The sequence below is a fragment of the Neobacillus cucumis genome (assembly GCF_002860255.1).
Classification (GTDB): Bacteria; Bacillota; Bacilli; order Bacillales; family Cytobacillaceae; genus Neobacillus; species Neobacillus cucumis_A.
Genome location: NZ_PGVE01000037.1, coordinates 58,140 through 82,549 on the forward strand (window position 1 = coordinate 58,140; position 24,410 = coordinate 82,549).

General features: G+C 38.5%; 22 protein-coding genes. 19 read left to right on the forward strand and 3 right to left on the reverse strand.

The features are described 5' to 3' along the window. The first annotated feature begins 62 nt into the window (after positions 1 to 62). The 9 genes from cax (at position 63) to CVD27_RS08855 (ending at position 9,854) form a co-directional block, all read left to right on the forward strand. Complete coding sequence (cax, locus tag CVD27_RS08815; RefSeq protein WP_101647529.1) at positions 63 to 1,121, forward strand: calcium/proton exchanger; 1,059 nt, start codon at positions 63 to 65, stop codon at positions 1,119 to 1,121. A gap of 377 nt (positions 1,122 to 1,498) precedes the next feature. Continuing rightward, positions 1,499 to 2,119, forward strand: coding sequence for a YczE/YyaS/YitT family protein (locus CVD27_RS08820; RefSeq protein WP_101647530.1), 621 nt, complete (start codon positions 1,499 to 1,501; stop codon positions 2,117 to 2,119). Positions 2,120 to 2,221: 102 nt separating this feature from the next. Further along, positions 2,222 to 3,031: a YfkD famly protein gene (locus tag CVD27_RS08825; RefSeq protein ID WP_101647531.1), complete on the forward strand. Its 810-nt coding sequence runs from the start codon at positions 2,222 to 2,224 to the stop codon at positions 3,029 to 3,031. 129 nt (positions 3,032 to 3,160) lie between these two features. Further along, positions 3,161 to 3,358: an SE1561 family protein gene (locus CVD27_RS08830; RefSeq protein WP_101647611.1), complete on the forward strand. Its 198-nt coding sequence runs from the start codon at positions 3,161 to 3,163 to the stop codon at positions 3,356 to 3,358. Positions 3,359 to 3,526: 168 nt separating this feature from the next. Next, entirely contained in the window at positions 3,527 to 5,071 is a 1,545-nt protein-coding gene (locus CVD27_RS08835) for a fumarate hydratase (RefSeq protein ID WP_101647532.1), read from the forward strand. 267 nt (positions 5,072 to 5,338) lie between these two features. Beyond that, a complete protein-coding gene (locus CVD27_RS08840) occupies positions 5,339 to 6,304 on the forward strand; it encodes a nuclease-related domain-containing protein (RefSeq protein ID WP_101647533.1) in 966 nt (321 codons plus the stop codon). A 94-nt stretch (positions 6,305 to 6,398) separates the two neighbouring features. Further along, positions 6,399 to 7,136, forward strand: a complete 738-nt coding sequence (gene pdaA, locus CVD27_RS08845) for a delta-lactam-biosynthetic de-N-acetylase (protein WP_374703058.1) — start codon at positions 6,399 to 6,401, stop codon at positions 7,134 to 7,136. A 91-nt stretch (positions 7,137 to 7,227) separates the two neighbouring features. Then, positions 7,228 to 8,616, forward strand: coding sequence for a 23S rRNA (uracil(1939)-C(5))-methyltransferase RlmD (gene rlmD, locus CVD27_RS08850; protein WP_101647535.1), 1,389 nt, complete (start codon positions 7,228 to 7,230; stop codon positions 8,614 to 8,616). A 224-nt stretch (positions 8,617 to 8,840) separates the two neighbouring features. After that, on the forward strand, positions 8,841 to 9,854 hold the full coding sequence (locus tag CVD27_RS08855; protein WP_101647612.1) for a tRNA dihydrouridine synthase: 1,014 nt from the start codon (positions 8,841 to 8,843) through the stop codon (positions 9,852 to 9,854). 89 nt (positions 9,855 to 9,943) lie between these two features. On the opposite strand, the gene CVD27_RS08860 is transcribed toward CVD27_RS08855, so the two are convergent. Together CVD27_RS08860 and CVD27_RS08865 are read right to left on the reverse strand one after the other, a co-directional pair. Then, the gene (locus tag CVD27_RS08860) at positions 9,944 to 10,270 is read right to left on the reverse strand and encodes an AzlD domain-containing protein (RefSeq protein ID WP_101647536.1); all 327 of its coding nucleotides are present in this window, start codon (positions 10,268 to 10,270) and stop codon (positions 9,944 to 9,946) included. Next, positions 10,261 to 10,980, reverse strand: coding sequence for an AzlC family ABC transporter permease (locus CVD27_RS08865; protein WP_101647537.1), 720 nt, complete (start codon positions 10,978 to 10,980; stop codon positions 10,261 to 10,263). Before CVD27_RS08865 ends, CVD27_RS08860 begins: the two co-directional genes overlap by 10 nt. A gap of 113 nt (positions 10,981 to 11,093) precedes the next feature. Here CVD27_RS08865 and CVD27_RS08870 point away from each other — a divergent pair, with 113 nt between their 5' ends. The 5 genes from CVD27_RS08870 (at position 11,094) to CVD27_RS08890 (ending at position 15,540) form a co-directional block, all read left to right on the forward strand. Continuing rightward, entirely contained in the window at positions 11,094 to 12,479 is a 1,386-nt protein-coding gene (locus tag CVD27_RS08870) for an aminotransferase-like domain-containing protein (protein ID WP_101647538.1), read from the forward strand. Positions 12,480 to 12,557: 78 nt separating this feature from the next. Continuing rightward, on the forward strand, positions 12,558 to 13,124 hold the full coding sequence (locus CVD27_RS08875) for a DUF4256 domain-containing protein (protein ID WP_101647539.1): 567 nt from the start codon (positions 12,558 to 12,560) through the stop codon (positions 13,122 to 13,124). 217 nt (positions 13,125 to 13,341) lie between these two features. Then, entirely contained in the window at positions 13,342 to 14,112 is a 771-nt protein-coding gene (locus CVD27_RS08880; protein WP_101647540.1) for a transporter substrate-binding domain-containing protein, read from the forward strand. A 58-nt stretch (positions 14,113 to 14,170) separates the two neighbouring features. Further along, positions 14,171 to 14,815, forward strand: coding sequence for an amino acid ABC transporter permease (locus CVD27_RS08885; RefSeq protein WP_101647541.1), 645 nt, complete (start codon positions 14,171 to 14,173; stop codon positions 14,813 to 14,815). Beyond that, positions 14,812 to 15,540, forward strand: coding sequence for an amino acid ABC transporter ATP-binding protein (locus CVD27_RS08890; RefSeq protein ID WP_101647542.1), 729 nt, complete (start codon positions 14,812 to 14,814; stop codon positions 15,538 to 15,540). The genes CVD27_RS08885 and CVD27_RS08890 overlap by 4 nt, the downstream gene beginning before the upstream one ends. Before the next feature lie 98 nt (positions 15,541 to 15,638). On the opposite strand, the gene CVD27_RS08895 is transcribed toward CVD27_RS08890, so the two are convergent. After that, complete coding sequence (locus CVD27_RS08895) at positions 15,639 to 16,301, reverse strand: glycosyltransferase family 2 protein (RefSeq protein ID WP_101647543.1); 663 nt, start codon at positions 16,299 to 16,301, stop codon at positions 15,639 to 15,641. A 351-nt stretch (positions 16,302 to 16,652) separates the two neighbouring features. Between CVD27_RS08895 and CVD27_RS08900 the strand changes: the two genes are divergently transcribed. The 5 genes from CVD27_RS08900 (at position 16,653) to CVD27_RS08920 (ending at position 24,383) form a co-directional block, all read left to right on the forward strand. After that, the gene (locus tag CVD27_RS08900; protein ID WP_101647544.1) at positions 16,653 to 17,879 is read left to right on the forward strand and encodes a C40 family peptidase; all 1,227 of its coding nucleotides are present in this window, start codon (positions 16,653 to 16,655) and stop codon (positions 17,877 to 17,879) included. A gap of 384 nt (positions 17,880 to 18,263) precedes the next feature. Further along, entirely contained in the window at positions 18,264 to 19,178 is a 915-nt protein-coding gene (locus CVD27_RS08905) for a proline dehydrogenase family protein (RefSeq protein ID WP_101647545.1), read from the forward strand. Between the two features lie 27 nt (positions 19,179 to 19,205). Then, positions 19,206 to 20,777: an L-glutamate gamma-semialdehyde dehydrogenase gene (gene pruA / locus CVD27_RS08910; RefSeq protein WP_101647546.1), complete on the forward strand. Its 1,572-nt coding sequence runs from the start codon at positions 19,206 to 19,208 to the stop codon at positions 20,775 to 20,777. Between the two features lie 116 nt (positions 20,778 to 20,893). Then, on the forward strand, positions 20,894 to 22,357 hold the full coding sequence (putP, locus tag CVD27_RS08915) for a sodium/proline symporter PutP (RefSeq protein ID WP_101647547.1): 1,464 nt from the start codon (positions 20,894 to 20,896) through the stop codon (positions 22,355 to 22,357). A 331-nt stretch (positions 22,358 to 22,688) separates the two neighbouring features. Next, positions 22,689 to 24,383, forward strand: coding sequence for a sigma-54 interaction domain-containing protein (locus CVD27_RS08920; protein ID WP_101647548.1), 1,695 nt, complete (start codon positions 22,689 to 22,691; stop codon positions 24,381 to 24,383). Positions 24,384 to 24,410 lie beyond the last annotated feature (27 nt).

Here is a 24,410-nt window from a genome sequence, read left to right on the forward strand (position 1 = left end):
GTAAATTAAGGTTCAAGTGGGAAAATTATAGAAAATGTATAAAGAGAACTGGAGGGAATTCATTGACAAATAAAGTTTTTATGCTAATGACATTCATTGGTGTTCCTATTTCTGTGATTGGAACGATGATGCATTGGTCAAATATAATCTTATTCATTCTGTACTGTTTAACCATTATCGCTTTATCGAGCTATATGGGAAGAGCAACAGAGAGCCTTGCAATTGTGGCCGGCCCCCGGATTGGCGGTCTATTAAATGCAACCTTCGGGAATGCAGTTGAACTGATTATTTCCATCTTTTCATTAAAGGCAGGCCTTGTAGGGGTGGTCCTTGCTTCACTAACCGGTTCTGTTCTAGGAAACCTACTGCTTGTTGCAGGCCTATCTTTTTTTGTGGGCGGATTAAAATACAAGCGCCAGGAGTTTAATGTTTATGATGCAAGACATAATTCTGGATTATTGATGTTCGCGGTTATGATTGCTTTTGTTATTCCAGAAGTGTTTTCAATCAGTATGAATGAGACCAGTACCCTAACATTAAGTATAGGGACATCAATCATTTTGATTCTCTTATATTTAGCTGCGCTATTCTTTAAGCTAGTTACCCATCGCGGAGTGTATCAATCGGGTGCCCCTAAAGCGGTACATGAAGAAGAAGTTCCCGAATGGGGCAAAGGGAAGGCCATCTCTGTCCTTCTCATTGCAACGATTGCCGTCGCGTATATTTCCGAACATCTTGTTCATACCTTTGAATATGTTGGAGAAACGTTTGGCTGGTCAGAGTTATTTATCGGGGTCATCATTGTTGCTATCGTAGGTAATGCTGCGGAACACGCATCGGCAGTTTTAATGGCCTTTAAGAATAAAATGGATATTGCCGTAGAAATTGCTATCGGTTCTACTTTACAAGTGGCCATGTTTGTCTTACCAGTGCTAGTATTAATTTCGCTCCTTTTTGAAAAGTCAATGCCGCTAATATTCAGTTGGCCGGAATTAATTGCCATGGTTTCCTCTGTCTTGTTAATGGTGGTTATTTCAAATGACGGGGAATCTAACTGGTTTGAAGGATTAACATTACTAGCTGCCTATGTCATTATGGGGATTGGATTTTACTTATTATAAAATTGAAAAGACTCTATGCCAGATGGTATAGAGTCTCCTTTTTTTCATTCAACTTTTTTCAATGTACAGGTAAATCTTTTTGTTGTGCTATAATGAAGCAGCACTTGTTATAAGGGTTCTAAATCAATCGCTTTCAATCGTGGGTACCATCAATCACCAACCTTCATGTTTAGTAATAATTAATAGAAAAAACACGAGTGTTGAATTTCATATAAGACGGGAATCCCAACCTCCTTAGTCTAAGTAAATTGTGAGCTGATTGATTACTGCCCTCCTTTTTTAAAGGTTAAGTTTATTATAAATCCTAGTTAAAATTTTGTAAATAATCAGATTATTACAATTTTATTACTTCTGTACCAATACTTAAGGAGCGAGAAATGAAAATAACTATACGTTTATTGTTTTTTATTATCGGGCTAGCAATCATGACCTTCGGCGTATGCATGACGATCAAGGTTTCTGATATTGGGGTAGGGGCATGGGATGCTTTGAATGTTGCCTTGACAAATAAAGTAGGCCTATCGGTTGGAAGATGGGTCATGATTGATGGTGGGATTTTAGTCCTTTTGAATGCTCTTTTATTAAAAAGAAGACCTGACATCCTATCGTTACTGACGATTATCGTTATTGGTTCTTTAGTTGACTTTTGGTTGAATACAGTTTTCGAGTTATTTAATGTGGAAGGGTTAATTACGAAGTCGGCTATGTTATTAGTGGGTATTTTAATTATAGGATTTGGCGCCTCCATTTACTTGCAGGCAAAATTTCCTCAAAGCCCGATTGATAATTATATGCTGGCTATAAGTGAACGTTTCGGTGTCAACCTCATGGTTGCAAAAACCATTGGAGAAATTACAGCTTTAATACCGGCCTTTTTTCTTCATGGGCCTATTTCCTATGGAACGCTGATTATCACGTTTACTGTAGGACCGGCGATTCAATTGTTCTTTCCCTACTTTGAAAAATCTATGCAGAGAATACAAAGAAATTATTCATAGTTTGAGCAAAAAAAGTCATAGAGAAGCATGGATAATATGGAGGAACTCCGAAAAAACTATTAACAGACTGATTTAATGTTCCTAGTGAAAGGAGTTCCAATCGTGAAGAAAAATGTTTCTTTACTTATAACACTGCTATTTATGTTGACCTTTATACCGTCTGCTTTTGCTCAAAAAGCCCCGGTGAAAAAAGATGTAGTCAAATATCAAGTTCCGCCATCAGTACGTAATATTTCAAAAGAAAATACGTACCCAAATTCGACGCAGGACTTACCGTTACTGCAGCCAAGTGATATGACTAAAAAACTTATTAATTCTTCAAAGGTTAAAATTGAAAATCCTGATCTCATCCGGATGCTTAATGAGTCGAGCATTAACAGCACTCCGTTTGCGCTTGGATATAGAGCAATCATCTATCTTGGCCAGTGGCCATTAAACTACGAATCATCCGAAACCTCCCCTAACTGGGAGTATCAAAAAATTAACACCAATTATTTCGATAATCGCGGCGGCAAAGTCCCATATCAAATTAAATACGTCCAAGAAGCCCAAAAGATAATTAGAGGCGGTTTGACGTCAAAAGTTCCAGATGCGGAAGAAGTAAAAAAGATGATGCTGTTAAAGGCTATGGAAAAGACTCGTTTTCCTCTTGCCTTTGAAACAATTATTGGTGCGGGTACGAAGAACGACCATATTTACAACATTCCCCCAAATCGCCTAGGCTACTTATATGCATATGCACCAGGCGTAAATGAAAAAGGTAAAGTAACCTACGGGGAAGTTTACTTGATGCTAAAAGGAAGTAAGAAGTTTATTGTTATCAAGAATGTTACCTCTCAAGGCATTGGTGCTTGGATCCCTGTTCAGGATTATGTTTCGTTTGGTTTTGCTGCGTCTGAGCGGCCAAGATAATGTTTAGTTTTTAGGACTCCTCTTGAACAGAGGGGTTCTTTTTTTAGAAAAATGGGCAAAATAGGTTTAACCATTGCCAAAATTCCTATATTTCGATAGGATGGAACGGTAATGAAAGGAGTGTTTTATTTGGGCAGCCCAATTGAAAATAAAAATACGCAGGTGGATTTCCTAAAACACCGTTTAAACATGTTTATCGATGTACTTGATGCCATCGATCCAGAGGATACTGATTTAGAGGATATTGATCGTTTAATTTTGATGCTTGATGAGATGGAATCAAAATGCCGGGAATTTCAAAATCGTGAAGTAAGTGAGTCTGTTTAAGAACAGGCTCTTTTTTATTGACTTGTCTCCCTGGGCTAGGCGAGTAGAGCTTTTCCAGTAACCTTATCCTTTAATTCTAGTGGTTATAGGAGTATAATGTAAGCGTGCAAAAAGTTGTAAAATTGAAAATAGATAAAATTGGGGAACTAAGGGAAAGGGGTACTCGAATTGAATATTGCAAAATTTCAAGAAAGCATGTACGAACTAATTGTGGAAACATCAACCAAACTTCCTAAAGACGTTCGACGTGCTGTGTTAGCTGCAAAGCAAAAAGAAAATGCAGGAACAAGTGCCGCGATGAGTCTTGCAACTATCACCAATAATATTAAAATGGCAGACGACCAAGTTTCACCAATCTGTCAGGATACAGGCCTGCCAACTTTTAAAATTAAAACACCTGTAGGCGTTAACCAATTAGAAATTAAAGAAGCTATCAAAAAGGCAATAGTCCTTGCGACGAATGAAGGAAAATTACGTCCAAACTCTGTTGATTCTTTAACTGGAAAAAACAGCGGTGATAACCTTGGTGCTGGCCTTCCAGTCATCAAATTTGATCAATGGGAAAAGGACTACATTGACGTCCGCCTAATTTTGAAGGGGGGCGGCTGTGAAAATAAAAACATCCAGTATAGCCTTCCTTGCGAGTTAGAAGGACTAGGCCGTGCGGGCCGTGACCTTGATGGGATTCGCAAATGTATCATGCATTCGGTATACCAGGCGCAGGGCCAAGGCTGCAGCGCTGGTTTTATCGGCGTTGGTATTGGAGGCGACCGTTCCTCAGGCTATGATTTAGCTAAAGAGCAATTATTCCGCTCTGTTGAAGATGTAAATCCAAACGAAGATCTTCGCAAGCTAGAAGAGTATGTAATGGAAAATGCAAATAAATTAGGTATTGGGACCATGGGCTTCGGCGGTGAAGCAACCCTTCTTGGTTGTAAAATTGGGGTTATGAACCGTATTCCAGCGAGCTTTTACGTTTCCGTTGCCTACAATTGCTGGGCTTTCCGACGCTTAGGTGTAAGTGTGGATGCGGAGACTGGCGAAATTAAAGAATGGGCTTACCAGGATGGGGAGTTTATTGATTTCGCTGTTACTGAGACTGAAAAAGAAACGGCTGCTGCATCATCTGCGGATGTAATTACGTTAGAGGCACCGATTACGGAAGAAAAGATTCGTTCGTTGAAGGTTGGCGACGTTGTCCAGATTAATGGATTAATGTATACAGGCCGCGATGCGATTCATAAATATTTAAGTGATCATGATGCCCCGGTTGATTTAAATGGACAGATCATTTATCATTGCGGTCCTGTCATGCTGAAGGATGAAAATGAAGAGTGGCATGTAAAGGCTGCTGGTCCAACTACAAGTATTCGTGAGGAGCCGTATCAAGGTGACATCATGAAGAAGTTCGGAATCCGCGCAGTTATTGGTAAGGGTGGAATGGGTCCTAAGACGTTGGCAGCATTAAACGAGCATGGCGGTGTCTATTTGAATGCAATCGGCGGCGCGGCTCAATATTATGCGGATTGTATTAAAGGGGTAGAAGGCGTTGATTTAATGCAGTTTGGAATTCCAGAGGCAATGTGGCACCTTCGTGTTGAAGGTTTTACTGCTGTAGTAACGATGGATTCACACGGAAACAGCTTACATGCTGATGTGGATAAGTCATCATTGGAAAAGCTGGCTCAGTTTAAGGAACCGGTATTTAAATAAGTTGTTTGTTGGCTAGGCGTGAGTGGTGCGCCTAGCCTTTTTTTGGGTTGTCGGGGGATTTGTTAATATCTCTTGGAATTTGTTAATATCGTAGCAAATTTTGTTAATATCACGCCGGAATTTGTTAATATCCTAAAATTTTTGTTAATATCGCCCCGAAATTTGTTAATAAAGCATTAAAGCACTAAAGTCGATTAAAAAAGTGTTAGGAGGAATTCTATAAATGATGTCGAAATAGATAATAAATTAGCTAAAGGAGGGAAAAATTTGTTCGATTTACCATTAATTAAGCCCATAACGTTACAACAGGCAGAAGCTGCTCAAAGAAGATTACCTAGTAATCATCCAAAGATGGCAGAAGTGGAGGTGAAAATCAGGATTTTAGCTTCGGGATATAAGGGAGAGAAAACCTTAAACTATTTTCTCGGATTACTCCCAGAAAAGAATCATCATATTTTTCAAGGTCTACGACTTCCTGCAAGAGATTCCTTCTTCCAAATGGATGCTCACCTTCTTTCTCCAAGATTAATCATCCTCTTAGAGTCAAAAAACTATTCCGGAATACTTACTTTAGAGAAGCATCAGTTAACACAAGAGATTAATAATATAAAAATGGTCTATGATAATCCAATTTCACAGGTGAATAGGCATAAAATCCTTTTACAATATTTTTTTCAAAAATATCAAATTCCCCCTATTCCTATTGAAACAGTAGTAGTTTTCACTAAATCCTCAGCAGAAGTCAAAGTTGCTCAAGGGTATCAGGAGGCAGAAAAAAAGATTTGTAAAGCCGGCGACCTTCTAAAAAAAATTGAAGAACTAGAGAAATACTATCCTAAAGATAGAGTAGATTCAAAAACGGTTGGAAAAATAAAAAGACTACTTTTGAGTAAACACACCCCATATAGAGCAGACTTTTTAGGATCACTCAGTATAAATAAAAGTGATATTTTACCAGGGGTTTGCTGTTCAAACTGTTTATACATGCCTATGGAATACAAAAAAAACAAGTGGCTTTGCCCTGTTTGTCTAAAAATTTCTAAAGAAGGCAGCCTAAAAGCGATTAATGATTTCTTTCTACTTATTAACACCTCGATTACAAATTCGGAACTCCGAGAATTTCTTCAACTTCCCACAAGAAGAGCCTCTTCCTATCAATTGGAATTACTAAATTTACCTTCAACTGGAACGAAAAAAGGCCGCATCTACCACCTGCCTAATGATTTCCTATAAATACTAATTATCCTTTTCCCTTCTAAAACAAACACTAAAAAAAATAAAACTAGGGGGAACATGGATGAAACGCTTAATCACTTTCCTTGCCATCATGTGCTTACTTCTACCATCAAGTACATATGCTGCAGTATCCAATCAGCCGATCCACTGGGGTTTTAAGAGAGCTGAAAATGAGATTCCGCCGGAAGCTGGTGCCAGATATGACCAGATTCTTGCCAAATACGGAGCTTTTTACAAAGGAAATCCGAGTTCAAAAGTCGTGTATGTTACTTTTGACAGCGGCTATGAAAATGGCTACATGCCAAAAATACTCGAAGTCTTGAAAAAGGAAAAAGTACCAGCAACCTTTTTTGTAACGGGCCACTTTTTGAATTCTCAACCGGGATTGGCAAAACAAATGGTGAAAGAAGGACATATTATCGGCAACCATTCCTGGGGGCATCCTGATTTTACAGTAGTCAGTGATGCAAGAATCCGCGAAGAGCTGCAAAAAGTAAAAGTGAAAACAAAGGAAGTAACGGGACAAAAAGAAATGAAGTACCTTCGTCCACCGCGTGGGGTATTTAGTGAAAGAACCATGCAAATCGCAAGAGAAGAGGGATACACACATGTTTTTTGGTCTCTTGCGTTTGTTGACTGGAACGTTAATCAGCAAAAAGGCTGGCAATATTCTTATAATCATATTATGAAACAAATTCATCCAGGCTGTATTCTGCTGCTGCATTCCATTTCAAAGGACAATGCCGATGCATTAGAAAAAGCAATAAAGGATCTTAAAAAGAAAGGCTACAAATTTAAAAGCCTGGATGATTTTCCTAAACCAAAATAATAAACTGAAAGCCGGATTCAACTGAATTCGGCTTTTGTAATGAATCATGCTATAATACATCTCAAGCTTTTGAAAAATTTGGAGTGAGAAAATGAAAACCGATCAAGGGATTAAAATACAATTAAAACAAACATTCCCATTAACGATAAAAAGACTGGGGATCAATGGAGAAGGCGTGGGTTATTTTAAAAGGCAGGTTGTCTTTGTACCAGGAGCCCTTCCAGGAGAAGAAGTGGTGGTGGAAGCCACAAATATTAACCCTAAATATGCCGAAGCAAAAATTAAAAAAATACGGGTAAAATCACCTCATCGTGTCCAGCCGCCATGTTCATTTTATGAACAGTGCGGCGGTTGTCAGCTTCAGCATTTGCAATACGGGCAGCAACTCAAAGAAAAGCGCGATATAATCATCCAATCTCTTGAAAGGCATACGAAGCTTAAAGTGGATCAATTGGATATCCGCGAAACGATAGGGATGGAAAATCCTTGGGGCTACCGGAATAAAAGCAGCTTCCAAGTCGCGCAGAAAAATGGCCGTGTGTTAGCAGGATTATATGGAATGAACTCACACCAGCTTATAGATATTGAACATTGTGCTGTTCAGCATTCACAGACGAATGAAGCTGTAACGACAGTCAAGGCGATCTTACAAGATTTACAAATCCCTATTTATAACGAAAAAACACGAAAAGGGATTGTAAGAACGATTGTCGCCCGTGTTGGAGTGGAAACAGGCGAGCTGCAGGTGGTATTGATTACAACCCAAAAGGACCTTCCGAAAAAGGAATCCATTATTGAAGAAATTCAAAAAAGGATGCCCAAGGTGAAGTCGATTGTTCAAAACATAAACGGCGAAAAAACATCGCTTATTTTTGGAACAGAAACGATTTCACTTGCGGGTGAAGAGTTCATTCAAGAAACGTTAGGGGATTTACAATTTGAGCTTTCCGCCAGAACGTTTTTTCAATTGAATCCGGTCCAAACAGTCAAGCTTTATGACGAGGTGAAAAAAGCAGCTAGCCTTACTGGCAATGAAAAGGTAGTGGATGCCTATTGTGGTGTTGGAACCATTGGATTATGGCTCGCTGACCAGGCGGCAGAGGTTCGAGGAATGGACGTGATCCCTGAATCAATTGAGGATGCGAAGAAAAATGCAAATCGGCACGGATTTACTAATACCAAATATGTACCGGGGAAAGCAGAGGAAGTTTTGCCAAAATGGGTCAAAAAAGGCTGGAAACCTGATGTGATTGTAGTCGATCCACCGAGAACGGGACTAGACAATCAGCTTCTCCAAACTATATTGCAAGTAAAGCCAGAAAAACTTATTTATGTTTCATGCAATCCGTCCACTTTAGCAAAGGACATTCAAACTTTAAGTTCGAAGTATAGAGTGAGCTATATTCAACCTGTTGATATGTTTCCGCATACGGCGCATGTCGAAGTCGTGGCGGATTTGGAATTGAAGATGCTTAATTAGAAAATGCTCTTGCTAGTAAAAATAAACATTTGACAGTCGGCCCTGATTTCGTTAAAATTTACTTTTTCGATTTCGGGGTCTTTTTAAAATAAACATTTCCGATCAATTTGATAAAAAGTGACGAAGCATGGTATAAGTGTAAAGGAAGCAGGGACACCTTGCTTTTTAATTTTGGGATAAGGGGCTGGCTTGGTATCCCATAATGAGAGGATTTGAATTTGAATATGATAGATAATTTTTGGCGTGATCTACCACGACCTTTTTTTATATTGGCACCAATGGAAGATGTTACGGATGTGGTTTTTCGCCATGTAGTAAGCGCGGCAGCAAGACCTGATGTGTTTTTTACAGAGTTTACAAACAGTGAGAGTTATTGTCATCCCCAGGGGATTCAGAGTGTGCGCGGGCGTTTGACTTTTACAGAGGATGAACAGCCAATGGTAGCTCATATTTGGGGGGATAAGCCTGAATACTTTAGGCAAATGAGTATTGGTATGGCGGAACTTGGGTTTCGGGGTATCGATATCAATATGGGCTGTCCTGTACCTAATGTGGCACAGCATGGGAAGGGAAGCGGCCTTATCCTTCGTCCAGAAGTTTCAGCAGATTTAATACAAGCTGCAAAAGCAGGAGGATTGCCCGTAAGTGTAAAGACAAGACTTGGTTACACGGAGGTAGATGAATGGCGGGATTGGCTGACACACATTTTGAAACAAGACATTGCCAATCTGTCCATTCATCTGCGTACAAGGAAGGAAATGAGCAAAGTAGATGCACATTGGGAGCTGATCCCGGAGATTAAGAAACTTCGTGATCAGGTGGCACCAGATACACTTTTGACAATCAATGGAGATATTCCTGACCGTCAGACTGGCTTGAAGCTCGCCCATCAATATGGTGTTGATGGGGTTATGATTGGGCGTGGTATTTTCCATAATCCATTTGCTTTTGAAAAAGAACCGAAAGAACATAGCAGTAAGGAATTGCTTGAACTCTTAAGATTACATCTGGATCTCCATGATAAATACGAGTTGCGTTCGTTCAAGGCTCTTCATCGCTTTTTTAAGATATATGTCAAAGGGTTTCGAGGGGCAAGTGAATTAAGAAATCAACTCATGAACACAGAGTCAACAGATGAAGTGCGTGCATTGCTTGATCACTTTGGGTCAGAGAATCTTGATGGAATGGGGAACAGTAGAAGTGTCCCTATTGAAGGTAAAAGCGAAGTAGGACGTTAAACTGTTAGTAAAGCTTTATTTGAAATCAGACCCCTGATAAACAAAGGATATGTCTATCAGGGGTCTGATTTATTTCTACTTATTGAAATCTAAAACACAAAACGTAATACCATTATAGAGATGATTCCAACTACAACAGTTCCTAATAAACTCCGTGTCACAATCGCAATAATAAAAGCAGGCAACGCAGCGATTAGTTCAAGGTTTTTTTGTAAAGGTTCCAATTTTCCGTTTGGCATTAGCAATTCTTGCCCCACTAAGGCCGCCATAACGGCAATGGGAACGTAGTTCAACCATCGCATGGCCCATTCTGGCAGTTCAACACGACTTAAGATAGCAATTGGAAGCACTCTGGGAATGAAGGTTACAAGGGCTGAGCCTAAAATAATTAAAAAGATCGACCATCTTACTTCCATTTTTCCACCGCCATTCCAAGGCCAGAGGCAATGATTGTCGCCACAATAACCCCCACGCTTCCAGATGCAACTAAACTTACCCCTACAACAATGGCAACAGCACTTAGTGCCACAAGAACATCTCTCATCCATTTTCTTCGGCTGACCATTTGCAGGACAAGAAGGCCAATAAACATTCCCGGCAATGCAAAATCAAGACCGAATTTTTCCGGATTCGAAATCCATTCTCCGAAAAATGCTCCTGCAATATTGGCAATGAACCAATTTAAATAAGCAGTTATATTTAACCCATACATCCATTTTTCGCTAAGCCACTTCTTACTTGCTGCTTCATTCATCGCTACACCAAAGGTTTCATCAGTAAGTAAGGAACCTATAAATATGTTTTTGAAAGGTGTAAGGTGACGGAAATAAGGCGATATAGCCGCGCTCATTAAAAGATGGCGGAGGTTAATAAAGAAAATAGTAAAGATAATCGCTAGAGTGGGACTATTAGCCCCAATCATCGCGGCCGCGATAAATTGACCAGAACCTGCGTATAGAAGCAAGGATATCAGCCCAATTTCAACAATCGAAAGTCCTGCTGTTTTTTCCACCACACCTGCAGCAAATCCAATGCTTAAGTAACCAAGTACAGTGGGCAGACAATCCCGTACACCGGCAAAGAAGCTGCTTTCTTCCCGCATAAAGGTGTTTTCACTTATGTTCATTATATTCCCCCACTTATCAAAATAATTTATATTAAACTAACTTTATCATCCTCATTGTATGGCTTCAATGATATAATTGTATGCAATACAATTTTTCGAGAGGAGGATGTTATATGCCAGTCAATTCATTTGAAGATTATCCTATGTCGTGGAAGCCGGATAAAAAACAGCTTGTCCCTCCATTGTATCGATCGGTTGCCAGTTTGCTGGAATATGATATACTCAATGGCTTTCTCGCACCCAATACGAAACTTCCTCCTCAAAGGGAATTAGCAGATTATCTTGATATTAACCTCAGCACTGTCACAAGGGCATTTAAAATATGCGAAGTAAAAGGATTAATCTATGCCGTTACCGGAAGGGGAACCTTTGTAACTCCCAATATAAAAAATGCTATTTTTATGGCGGACAGTGATGAGAATAAGAATTATATAGAGATGGGCATTATCAAGCCCCTTGACAGCATAAATTCATTCGTCGCACAAGCGATTAAAAGCATTGCCGCCAAGGATTATCTGGAAAATTTATTAGATTACAGACACCCTCTGGGAATGCCTTATCACCGAATGGCAGCCAAAAAGTGGATGCAGCGTTTTAACATGGATGTACCCATTGAAAATATTGCGATCACTTCTGGAGGGCAAAATTCGTTTTCGCTGATTCTAATGGCCTTGTTTCATCCGGGAGATAAAATAGCAGTGGATATGTATACTTATCCTAATTTTATTGAACTGGCCAAAATACTGAATATCCAATTAATCCCTATTGAGGGGGATGAGTTAGGTATGAAACCGGAGAGATTAGATGCAGTCTGCAGAACAAATTCATTGCAGGGAATTTATTTGAGTCCCTCTTGCAATAATCCTACTGCTGTAACTATGAATATGAATCGAAGAAAGGAAATAGCAGAGGTCATCAATAAATACGGGCTTATTTTAATAGAGGATGACGTATACTCTTTCCTGGCACCAAATGGCTATTTCCCTATTTCACATTTTGTGCCGGAAAAGTTTGTTTATATCCTGAGTATTGCCAAATCACTCAGTTCTGGTATTCGAGTTGCATTTATTGCTTACGCCAATCAGTTTGTTGAAAAAATTACGTATGGAATTTTCAATCTCAACGTAAAAACATCTGCCTTAAATGCAGAAATTATAACAGAATTAATTAATACGGGGGCTGCTGAACAAATCATTAAGAAAAAACGGGAAGTTTCACAAGAAAGGAATCGGGTTTATCAGAAATATTTTCAATTCGAACATCCGAGTGAAAATCCTATTAGTTTTTTTCGCTGGTTACCATTGCATAAAGAATGGCAGCTAAATCAGTTTGAGCATGTTGCTTTAACACGGGGGATACATGTTTATCATTCTCATCGTTTCTTGGTCAAAAAAGATGAAACTCCGCAATTTATTCGTATTTCACTAACATCTCCTAAGGATTCCGATGAATTGGAGAAAGGGCTTTGCATCTTAAAAAGATTTTTGCTAGAGTCGTAACTATCTAGTCAACCACATCTCGTGTGTTGCTACATATTAAAAGGAGTTCCAAAACATTTTGTACGAGGAGGTTTTAGTATGAAAATTGAAAAAAGGAAGTTGTCATCTGAACAATGTGAAGAAATACTAGGAATATTGAAAGCTCGTTTTGAGAAAAACATGAATCGCCATATAGGACTTGAATGGGCTAAAGTACAAGCTAAGCTAGAAAAGAATACTGAAAAACTGTGGTCGCTCAATGAAATGGAAACAACTGGCGGTGAACCGGATGTTATTACTCATGATACAAAAACGGACGAATTCATTTTTTATGATTGTTCAGCTGAAAGTCCAAAAGGCCGCAGAAGTATTTGTTACGATCGTGAAGCGCTAGAGTCAAGGAAAGAACATAAACCAAAAAATAGTGCTCTGAATATGGCTGCTGAAATGGGGATTGAGATTTTAACCGAAGAACAATACCGGGAACTGCAGCAACTTGGAAATTTCGATACTAAAACATCGAGCTGGGTGAAAACACCTGCTAATATTAGGAAACTCGGTGGGGCCATCTTTTGTGACCGCCGCTACGACACGGTCTTTGTGTATCACAATGGAGCAGAATCCTACTATGCTGCCAGGGGTTTCCGCGGTTCACTAAGAATCTAATTTTGGGTGTGAAATGCTTTATTATATTCAAATAATATAATCAGAATATTAAGATAATAAACAATAAAAGATTAATTAAAAACTATCTTTTTATAATAGAAGGACTTTTATGTAAATACCAAAAATTAATACTTCTATAATATTTAATAGTTGTGCTATATTAATAAAGTATTGTTTTTATTCTATTAAAAATAATCAAATAATAGGGGTGTGCTAAATGAGGAAAATTGGTTTATTTAGTTTATTTTTAATTCTTACCATCTTTATCGCCGCTTGCGGAAGCAAGGAAACAACAGGAGAGAAAGCAGGTAGTGAAAAGGTATATAAAGTTGGGGTAGATACTACTTATCCTCCATTTGAATATAAAGATGGAAATGAGTATAAGGGTATCGATATTGATTTAATTAATGCAATTGCGAAAAATCAGGGCTTTAAAATTGAACTTAATCCAATGGATTTTGGTGGAATTATTCCAGCCATGCAAGCCAATCAGCTTGATGTAGCTATTGCTGGAATGAGTATTACAGATGAAAGAAAAAAGGTAGTAGATTTCTCAACTCCATATTTTGATGCAGGATTAACAGTAGTTGTTAAAAAAGATAATTCAAATATCAAATCGGTTGATGACCTTAAAGGAAAAACAGTTGCAGTTAAAAAAGGTACAACAGGTGCTAAATTTGCACAAGATAATGCATCGAAACTAGGAATTAATGTTGTTCAATTTAATGATAGTCCTGCCATGTTCCAAGAAGTTTCTAATGGAAATGCAGATGCACTGATTGAAGACTATCCTGTTATCTCTTACGCTATTGCGCAAAAGGACCTTGGTTTGAAAATTGTTGGTGATCGATTAAATGGAGACCAATATGGAATTGCTGTTTTAAAAGGTCAAAATCAGGATGTATTAAAAAAGATTAATAAAGGTCTTGCTGAACTCAAAAAAGATGGAACATATGATAAAATTGTAAAATCTTATCTTGGTGAATAAGTAAAGATTAACGGGCGCGCATAAAAGCGCGCTTTCTTCTTGAAAGGGGATGAAAAAAATGGACGTAATTACTGCATCTATACCAATTTTATTAAATGGACTTAAAGTCACACTTTATATCTTTGTTATTGCTATTATTCTTGGTTTTATAATTGGTTTAGTGATGGCCTTGCTGCGGCTTGCGCCAATAAAAATATTAAATTGGATTGCTAAGATATATGTTGATGCGATTCGAGGCACTCCATTTATTGTACAGTTGTTTTTTATTTATTTCGGAGTAAATTCACTGCATTTGATTTCCTTAAACAGCACAACAGCAGGTATTATTACCGTTGCTATCAATGCAGGTGCCTATTTTGCAGAAATTATCAGAGCCGGTATTCAATCCATTGATAAGGGACAAACAGAAGCAGCTAGATCAATTGGTTTTACGGGAGCACAAACCATGCGTTACGTGGTCCTGCCTCAGGCTTTTAGAAGAATGCTCCCTACCATTACAAACCAATCCATTATTAGTTTAAAAGATACTTCTCTTTTATCTGTTATTGGTATTGCCGATTTAACTCAACAGGGTCAAATTCAAGCTTCAGCCACCTTTGAAGCATTTAAGATTTGGCTGGCAGTAGGTGTTATTTACTTTATCATTATCTATTTATTAACCCTTCTGGCTAATTTTGTTGAAAGGAGGATTCAGGTTCGATGAGCATTATCACAGTGAAAAACTTAAGAAAATCGTTCGGGAAACTTGAAGTATTAAAAGATATTAATGCTGAAGTGCAAGAAAAAGAAGTAATCTGTGTAATCGGCCCTTCTGGATCAGGAAAGAGTACATTCCTTCGATGTCTAAATCGCCTGGAAGAAATCTCAGGCGGTGAGGTAGTGATTAACGGACATAATATAACGGACCCCAAAATTAATATCAATAAAGTTAGACAAGAAGTTGGAATGGTATTTCAACAATTTAATCTGTTCCCTCATAAAACAGTTTTAGAAAATATCACTTTAGGACCTATTAAAATTCTTTCTATTGATAAAGCTGCTGCTGAAAAAACGGCCCTTGAGTTACTTGATAAGGTTGGACTTAAAGAAAAAGCTAACAGCTATCCTGGAGAACTTTCTGGCGGACAAAAACAGCGGGTTGCCATAGCAAGGGCACTTGCAATGAATCCAAAAATCATGCTCTTTGACGAACCGACTTCAGCGCTTGACCCGGAAATGGTTGGTGATGTTCTAGAGGTCATGAAGCAGCTAGCTAAAGAAGGCATGACTATGGTAGTTGTAACACATGAGATGGGATTTGCACGGGAAGTTGGCGATCGTGTTATCTTTATGGATGGAGGGTATATTGTCGAAGAAAATGAACCGAATCAGTTATTCGGAAACCCTCAGCATGAGAGGACAAAAGCTTTCCTAAGTAAGGTACTATAAAAAGAAATTTTAAATAAAATAATATTCAATATAGCTCATTAAAGGAAAAATAAAACCTTCTATGAAACGAATTTTTGTTTGATAGAAGGTTTTATTTCTTATATATTCTTTCTATTTTCCAGCTCGTTTAGTATTGATTGTTTTCCTCTTAAATAGGCTTCATACAGCTTTTTATTGTTTTTATAATTCGACATATCGCCTTTTGGGTGCCAGAGATGATAGGCAATATGCTGAAGTCGAATTGCCGGCCCGCATAAAAAGCGTACAGATAATGTAAAGGCATCATCTTCTCCGCCCCAGCCTTTGAATCTTTCATCAAATCCTCCCACCTGTTCAAAATGCTCCCTGCGGATAATATTGAGCCCACCCGGTCCAGCCACTCGCTGGTAAAAATCATAATTTCCCTGAATAGGCCATGAGGGGGTTGTTTTTATTAATTCCTCGCTGCCTGTTTTTGTCAGATTGTTTATTTTAGTAAAAGGAAGGACTAACTTGTGAGTATCCAGATATTTAATGGATTCCTCAATAATCTTTGGATCATATATTAAGTCTGAATCGGCAATGGCAAATATATCTCTCGTAGCCTTGCCAGCAGCTATATTTACTGCTTTTGATTTAGAAAATGGCTTTTCATCAAATCTTCCTATACATATTTCAACCTCGGGCAAAAGATTTTCATAAAACTTTAATATCCATTTAAATGATTCTTCTCTGACTCCATCTCCACCGATTGGTAACAAAACTGAAACCTTTTCTAGCATTTCTTCACCTCTTTTTAAAAAACTTCAGGATAGATTATGATGAAGAATAGATTATTGCTTGTATGATATTCCTAAAAAGGTTGGAAATTAGGTATTTGGTCTATATAGAATAGACAGATTTTAATCGAAATGGGGGATATCTCATTTTCTTTTTTATGTCCTTTGTTACAAATATTTCACAATGTGTCGACTCTTTATCAGATTATTCTACATAAAATTACATTTATATTACATTATCGACGGTTTCATTGTTTTTATTCTCTTTAAAATATAAACTAGGAATATATTAAGAATAACTTAAGAATAAATTAAGAATACATATATATATAGGTTACAAGAGGAGATTCTATTATGCTAAGAAAATTTCTGAAATATACGGTATCCGCTTCCATAATTGCTGCAATGATTCAAGCAACACCTACTTTCGCTAGCCCGGTAACACAAGGACAAATTAACAATACACAAGAACAAATCGATAATTTTGAAACAAAGGTTCAACAAATAGACAACAAAATTTCTCTAGCGATGGAGAAAAGTCAAGAACTGAACGATCAAATTAAAACACAACAAGGGAAAATTGAAGACACCAAGGCTGAAATTGAAGCAGCACAAAAGTCCCTGGATGCTCATAAACAGGTGTACGCTGAGCGATTAAAAAGCATTCAGTTAGAAGGCAAACAGTCACTTGCTACCTACGCCGAATTGTTATTATCATCTAACAATATTTCCGAGTTTTTAACTCGTTTTACTGCAATTTCTAGTATTATGCAAAGCGATACTGATTTGCTAAACGGTTTAAATGAAAAAGAACAAGCATTAAAAAATGCAGAAGAAAAATTGCATAATGAGTATGATCAATTAAAAAAGAGCCAAGATGAGTTGGCTTCTGAACAACAACAGATTCAGGAAGATAAGAAAGAAATTGAAAAAGAATTAGCAGCTGCAAAAGATACATTACAAAGCCAAAAGTCCCAATTAGCTCAACAAGAGGCTGAAGAGAAGGCTAGACAGCTTGCGCAGCAACAGGCTGAACAAGCACGTCTGCTTGCCCAACAACAGGCACAACAACAACCTAAACAGGCCCAACAGCGCCCTCAACAAGTACAGCAGCAGACACAACAGCCAGCACAACAAGATGAGCAGCCTGCACAACAGCAGGCGCCAGTAAAGAGCACTCCTTCTAAGCCTGCACCACCTGCAATTGCAGCGCCACCAGCTAACACTGGATCGGCAAGCGCAGTAATTGCGTATGCAAAGCAATTTTTAGGTGTTCCATACGTTTGGGGCGGCTCAACTCCTAGTGGATTTGATTGTTCCGGTTTCACTTCCTATGTGTTTAGGAATGCGGCAGGCATCAATCTTCCTAGGGTGTCACGTGACCAGCAAGATGTAGGGATCGCAATTTCTCCAAGTCAAGTACAGCCTGGGGATTTGGTTTTCAGAGGTAACCCAGCCTATCATGTAGGTATCTACATCGGAGGCGGAAAATATATACACGCACCACAAACAGGTGACGTTGTAAAAATTTCTGCTTATAATCCTTCTAAATTTTCTAGCGCAGCAAGAGTATTACGTTAGATCCTACTCTGTTTTTTGATAAGCTAGAATTCCAATTATCCAAAAACATCCTATTAACCAAAATAGGATGTTTTTTTCTATGGCACAATAAATAAATAGGAAGTAATAAATAAAAGATCCTATCAAATTAATGATAGGATCTTTTTTACTCAGGAATAAAATTCACCTATTACTTAAAAAAATCTTGTTTAGATGATTTAAACACCATTGTAAAAAGTGTGTCAGATGATATGACAATTATGTTCAATAAACATCAAAACCGTCCTATAATCAATTTGTATAGTTAACAATATTGTTTAAGTTAAAAATATATAGACAGTAGTGTTCAAGAAATATTAAAATAGAGTAAGGGCTTACATAATCATAAAAGGAGGATTGAAGGATTTGGAATTAATTATGAGAAACATGTTTCAATCACTTGGGAAAAACACTTCTGCCAATAAACTCGCAAAAAAATATGGTTTGCGATTTGGGGCAAGCCGTTTTGTAGCAGGTGAATCTATTAAATCTGCTATTGAGGCTGTTAAAAGGCTAAATAGCGAGGGTAAGGTTGTGACATTGGACCATCTGGGTGAATTTGTTTATACCGAAGAAGAGGCACTCGAATCAGCTGCCATGTGTATTCAAACTTTAGATGCAATTAGTGAAGCTGGTGTTAATTCAAATCTTTCCCTAAAAATGACATCTCTTGGACTTGATATAAGCAGAGAGCTATGTATGAAGAATATGCGGAAAATCCTCGATCGGGCTAAGCTGCATAATAATTTTGTTCGAATCGATATGGAAGATTATGAGCATTGTCAAATATCAATCGATATTTACAAAGAGCTGCGCAAGGAATATGACAATGTTGGCCTTGTTATTCAAGCTTACCTTTTTAGGACCCAGCAGGATATTGCCCACTTAAATAAATTGAATGCAAACTTGCGCCTTGTGAAAGGGGCTTACAAGGAATCACCGTCTGTAGCCTTTCCTGAGAAAAAAGATGTGGATGAAAACTACAAAAAAATTATTAGGCAGCACCTTTTAAACGGTAATTATACTGCCGTTGCAACCCATGATGAAACAATGATTGAATATACAAAGTCTGTCGTTAGTGAGCATCAAATACCAAAAGAGCAATTTGAATTCCAAATGCTCTATGGTATTTGTGAAGAGATTCAAGCAAGACTTGTAAAAGAAGGTTTAAAAGTCCGAGTGTATGTACCTTATGGGGTCGATTGGTTTGGTTATTTCATGAGACGATTAGCAGAAAGACCTGCAAATGTCTGGTTTGTACTTAAAAATCTATTAAAATAACAAATTTATAAAAGGAGTAGGAATCTTATGACAACAACAATTCAAGTAGCTACATTTAAAAACGAGCCCTTTACAAACTTTTCAATCGAGGAAAATAAACAATCAATGTACGCAGCTCTTGCAAAAGTAAAAAAGGAGCTTGGCGAAAAGTATCCAATAGTAGTTGGGAAAGATAAGCTATTTACCGAGGAGCAAACCGTTTCTATTAATCCTGGAAATGTTGATGAAATTGTTGGAACTGTTAGTAAAGGAAATCAAGAGCTAGCTGAAAAGGCTGTGCAGGAGGCTTTAAAAACATTTGAAACCTGGAAAAAGGTTGCCCCTGCAGCACGTGCAGAGTATTTATTCAAAGCAGCTGACCTAATGAGACAGCGTAAGCATGAGTTTTCCTCCTATCTTGTATATGAGTCAGGTAAAAACTGGGCAGAGGCTGATGCCGATACAGCAGAAGCCATTGATTTTATGGAGTTTTATGCCAGGGAAATGATTCGTCTGAGTGAAACAAGCATTCATCAGCCGCTCACTAAAATTGAAGGGGAAGATAACCAGATTTCTTACATCCCTCTTGGTGTTGGTATTGTCATATCTCCATTCAACTTCCCATTGGCCATTATGGCAGGTACGACAGTAGCAGCGATTGTATCTGGAAATACCGTGATTTTAAAGCCTGCAGATGCAACTCCTGTGATTGCAGCTAAATTTGTGGAATTAATGGAAGAGGTTGGACTTCCTTCAGGTGTACTTAACTTTTTGCCTGGGGATGGAATCGAAGTAGGTGAGTATCTGGTCGAACATCCAAAAACACGTTTCATTTCGTTTACAGGCTCACGTGCTGTAGGATGCCGGATTTATGAGCGGGCATCAAAGGTACAGCCTGGCCAGTTATGGTTAAAGCGTGTCATCGCCGAAATGGGTGGGAAAGACGGTGTTGTTGTTGATGAAACAGCTGACTTGGATGCAGCTGCTGCGGCTATTGTTGCTTCAGCTTATGGTTTTCAGGGACAAAAATGCTCGGCTGGATCTAGAGCGATTATCGTAGAATCAGTTTATGACCAAGTGGTAGAAAAGGTAGTAGAATTGACAAGAAACTTATCCATTGGTCTACCAGAAGAAAACTGTTCAATTGGTCCAGTAATCGATCAGAAATCGGTCGATAAAATTATGGACTATATTGAAATTGGTAAAACGGAAGGCAGACTGCTTACTGGCGGTTCAAGAGCGGAAGGGAACGGCTTTTATATTGAACCAACTATTTTTGCGGATGTTGATTCAAAAGCCCGCATCATGCAGGAGGAAATCTTTGGGCCGGTTCTAGCGATTACAAAAGCTGCTGACTGGAAGGAAGCTATTGAGATTTATAACGATACGGAGTATGGTTTGACAGGTGCTTACCATTCAAAGGATGAGGACAGAATCAACTATGCTCTTGAAAATATGCATTGTGGCAACTTGTATATCAATAAAAAGTGTACCGGTGCATTAGTTGGAGCACACCCGTTTGGCGGTTTTAATATGTCAGGCACGGATTCAAAAGCAGGAGGATACGATTACTTACTGTTATTTACTCAAGCTAAGTTAAAATCTAAAAAACTATCATAACCAAGAGGATCGGAGAGCTCTCTGGGAGGGGGCTCTTCCGAGAAATTGAACCAAGGGTATCTTCTATGAAAGAGATCGTGTTATTATGGGGTAATACGGAGAATGGGGGATGACGATTGAATACACAAATACTTATTTCAATTGGTATTTATATGGTGGGAATGCTTTTAATTGGATATTTCGCCTACAAACGAACTTCTAATCTATCAGATTATATGATTGGTGGAAGGGGCCTGGGAGCAGCAGTTACCGCATTAAGTGCAGGGGCATCTGATATGAGTGGATGGCTGCTAATGGGTCTTCCTGGTGCGATGTTTACCCAAGGTTTGAGTGCATCCTGGATTGCCATCGGTCTGACAATAGGCGCATATTTAAACTGGCTGTACGTGGCTCCAAGATTGCGGATTTATACGGAAACCGCCAATAATTCAATGACGATACCAGCCTATTTGGAAAATCGTTTTGGGGATAACTCGTCAATACTGCGGTTAACTTCCGGACTTGTCATTATTGTATTCTTTACTTTTTATGTTTCTTCTGGAATGGTATCAGGCGGGGTTCTTTTTGAGTCAACGTTCAATCTTAACTATCAGGCAGGTCTTTGGATAATCGCTGCTGTTGTCATTGGCTATACCTTATTTGGCGGATTTTTAGCGGTTAGTTGGACTGACTTTGTTCAAGGAATAATCATGGTGATTGCTCTAGTTCTTGTTCCCGCTGTAACGATTATGCAAGTGGGCGGCTTTGACTCCGCATTTGGTGAAATAAAAGGCATTGATCCTAAATTATTTGATATTTTTAAAGGAACTTCTTTGCTCGGGATTATTTCTTTAATGGCATGGGGGTTAGGTTATTTTGGACAACCTCATATCATTGTTCGTTTTATGGCAATCACATCAGTTAAAGAGATTAAGAAAGCTAGGAGAATAGGAATGGGATGGATGATTTTCTCTGTCGGTGGCGCGATGTTTACTGGTTTTATTGGCCTTTCCTATTTTTCAAAGCAAGGACTGCATCTTACAGATCCAGAAACAATTTTTATTAAATTAAGTGAAATTCTATTCCATCCACTCATTACTGGGTTTTTGTTAGCGGCCTTATTAGCGGCCGTCATGAGTACGATTTCTTCTCAACTTTTGGTTACCGCAAGCTCTCTGACAGAAGATGTCTATAAGACTTTTTTCCGCAGGTCAGCAACAGAAAAAGAGCTGTTGCTTGTAAGCAGACTTTCAGTCCTTGTTGTTTCCTTTATAGCTGTATTACTGGCCTTTAATAAAAATGGCACTATTCTTTCCCTTGTTGCTTATGCATGGGCAGGCTTTGGAGCGGCTTTTGGGCCAGTTATTCTGTTGAGCCTTTACTGGAATCGAATGAATCGATGGGGAGCTCTTGCCGGTATGGTTGGGGGAGCAGTTACTGTAATTGTTTGGGCCAATGTTCCTGTATTGGCAAAAAGTCTTTACGAGATTATTCCAGGGTTCGTTGTTGGGTTGGCGGCTATCTGGTTAGTCAGTCTAGTTACACCGGAACCGAGTGACCAGTTAAAGAAAGAATTTGATCAATACAAACAATCAGCATAATCGTTCTGTCCTTAGAGAAATTCCTAATTATGTTGGATTAGTAACATTCTAGAAGACGGTGGGTAAGTATTCAGTAATCCCATATAAAAAAGCTGAAGCCCGTTCTATACGGGTTCAGCTTTTTTATACTTAGTCTGAGCTTTTGTGATTGATAATGAGGTGAGTTAAAATATCTAACAAAGATTAATTCGTTGTTAAGAAATTCAGACAAAATCAGTAATGTGAATAATGTTTTTGCTTTATTGGCGTTGAAACAATCTTTAATTCAATTAAGTGGATATAGCGTTTTATTTTGTGCTAAAGTGAAAGAAAAGCGAGAAAGGATTTTAGTATGTTCAAAAGTGCACAATATCAATTGGATTACTCCTTTACAATTGTAAATGATCGTACACCATTAAATGAAATAAAAAAGAAACTGAACGAGTATAATTTTGTCATTGTCGCAGGCGGAACATACTTTATCATTAATAACTATGAATATAACCTGATGGCTTTAGGGAACGATTCCCTGCCTGTGATTGACTGGCTTCAGCATCTCAAATGGCTACCTTCAACAGTGGTTTTAGCTGATCAAGGTTTCCCGCCGGAAGTGGACTGGAGGAGGCCGGTCCTTTTTAAAAATGAAAGGGAATACATGGGGGTCCTAACATCAGGGAAGGAAATTAACAAACTTAAGGAAAAGAATAAAAGGATATCAGCTTATTTTGAAACGTTGGCTGAGACCATAAGCGATTCTGTTACGGCTGTGGATGAATCAGGAAATGTTGTTTACTGGAATACAACGGCAGAAGAGACCTACAAGATTAAAAAGGAATTTATCCTGGGTAAGAAGATTGGTGAGCATTTTAATGATGACTCGGTTATTCTTCATCGAATTCTGAATGAAGGGCGGTTTGTAAGAGGTGAGTACCATCGTCCAAATAAAGAAACTCATGTTCTAATTAATGCCTTACCGATTATTGTTGAAAACAAAATTATTGGCGGTATTGCTACAGAACATAATATTACAAATATTATCCGGCTTAATGAAGAATTGGACTCAAACTCACCTTTACTCGTCCCAAAAGCCAATCCGTTTGCTACGATGGTAACTGGAAGCCCGAGATTTCAAGAGTCATTGAAAATTGCGCAAAAAGTAGCGCATGCCGATATACCGGTCCATTTAACAGGGGAACCCGGTTCAGGCAAGGAAATGTTAGCGCAAGCGATTCACTATGGGGGAGCAAAAGCAAATGGTGCTTTTATCACTTTGAATTGTTCGGTTATTCCCGCATCCCTATTAGAAATTGAACTTTTTGGTTTCCAAAAGGTTAACGACACCGCCGAACAGCAAGCTTTGCAAATGGGCAGGATTGAGCAGGCGTCTAATGGTACGTTATATATTGAAGATGTTGATAAAATGCCGCTTTCCATACAGGGGAAGTTGCTGGAATATCTAGTTGATCACAGTTTCTATAGGGTTGGAGGGATAGAGAAGATTGCTGCTCCTGCCCGGATTATAACGTCCACGTCTGAACCCATTGATGTGCTGCTAAGGGAAGGGAGTCTAAATGAAAAGCTCTATTTTCATCTTTCTGTAATAACAATCGACATTCCTCCGCTTCGGACCAGAAAAGAGGATATTGTCACGTTGGTTGATAAATATATCAAAGAATTCAGCGCTAAATATAAAAAAATGGTTCCAGAGGTTCATCCAGAAACAATGATGCATATAGTGAACTATGATTGGCCCGGAAATGTACGTGAACTCAGGAATACCATCGAACGGATCGTTCTATTGAGTGACAAGCCTTCTATTACAATTGAACAATTGCCTGAGAACATAAAGAGCAACATTAATAGCAATGAGATCGAGGAAAAAGGTGCGGAAGGTACCCCGGCGGAAATTTCCTCAAAGAATGTCGAAGCCTTGCAAATAGAAGAGGCATTAAGAAAAACGTATGGAAATAAAAGTGCGGCGGCCAGTTTGCTCGGCATTTCTAGGGGGACTCTTTACAATAAAATAAAAGAATATGGTTTAGGATGAGGTTATACCTTAAACCCCATCTTGAGT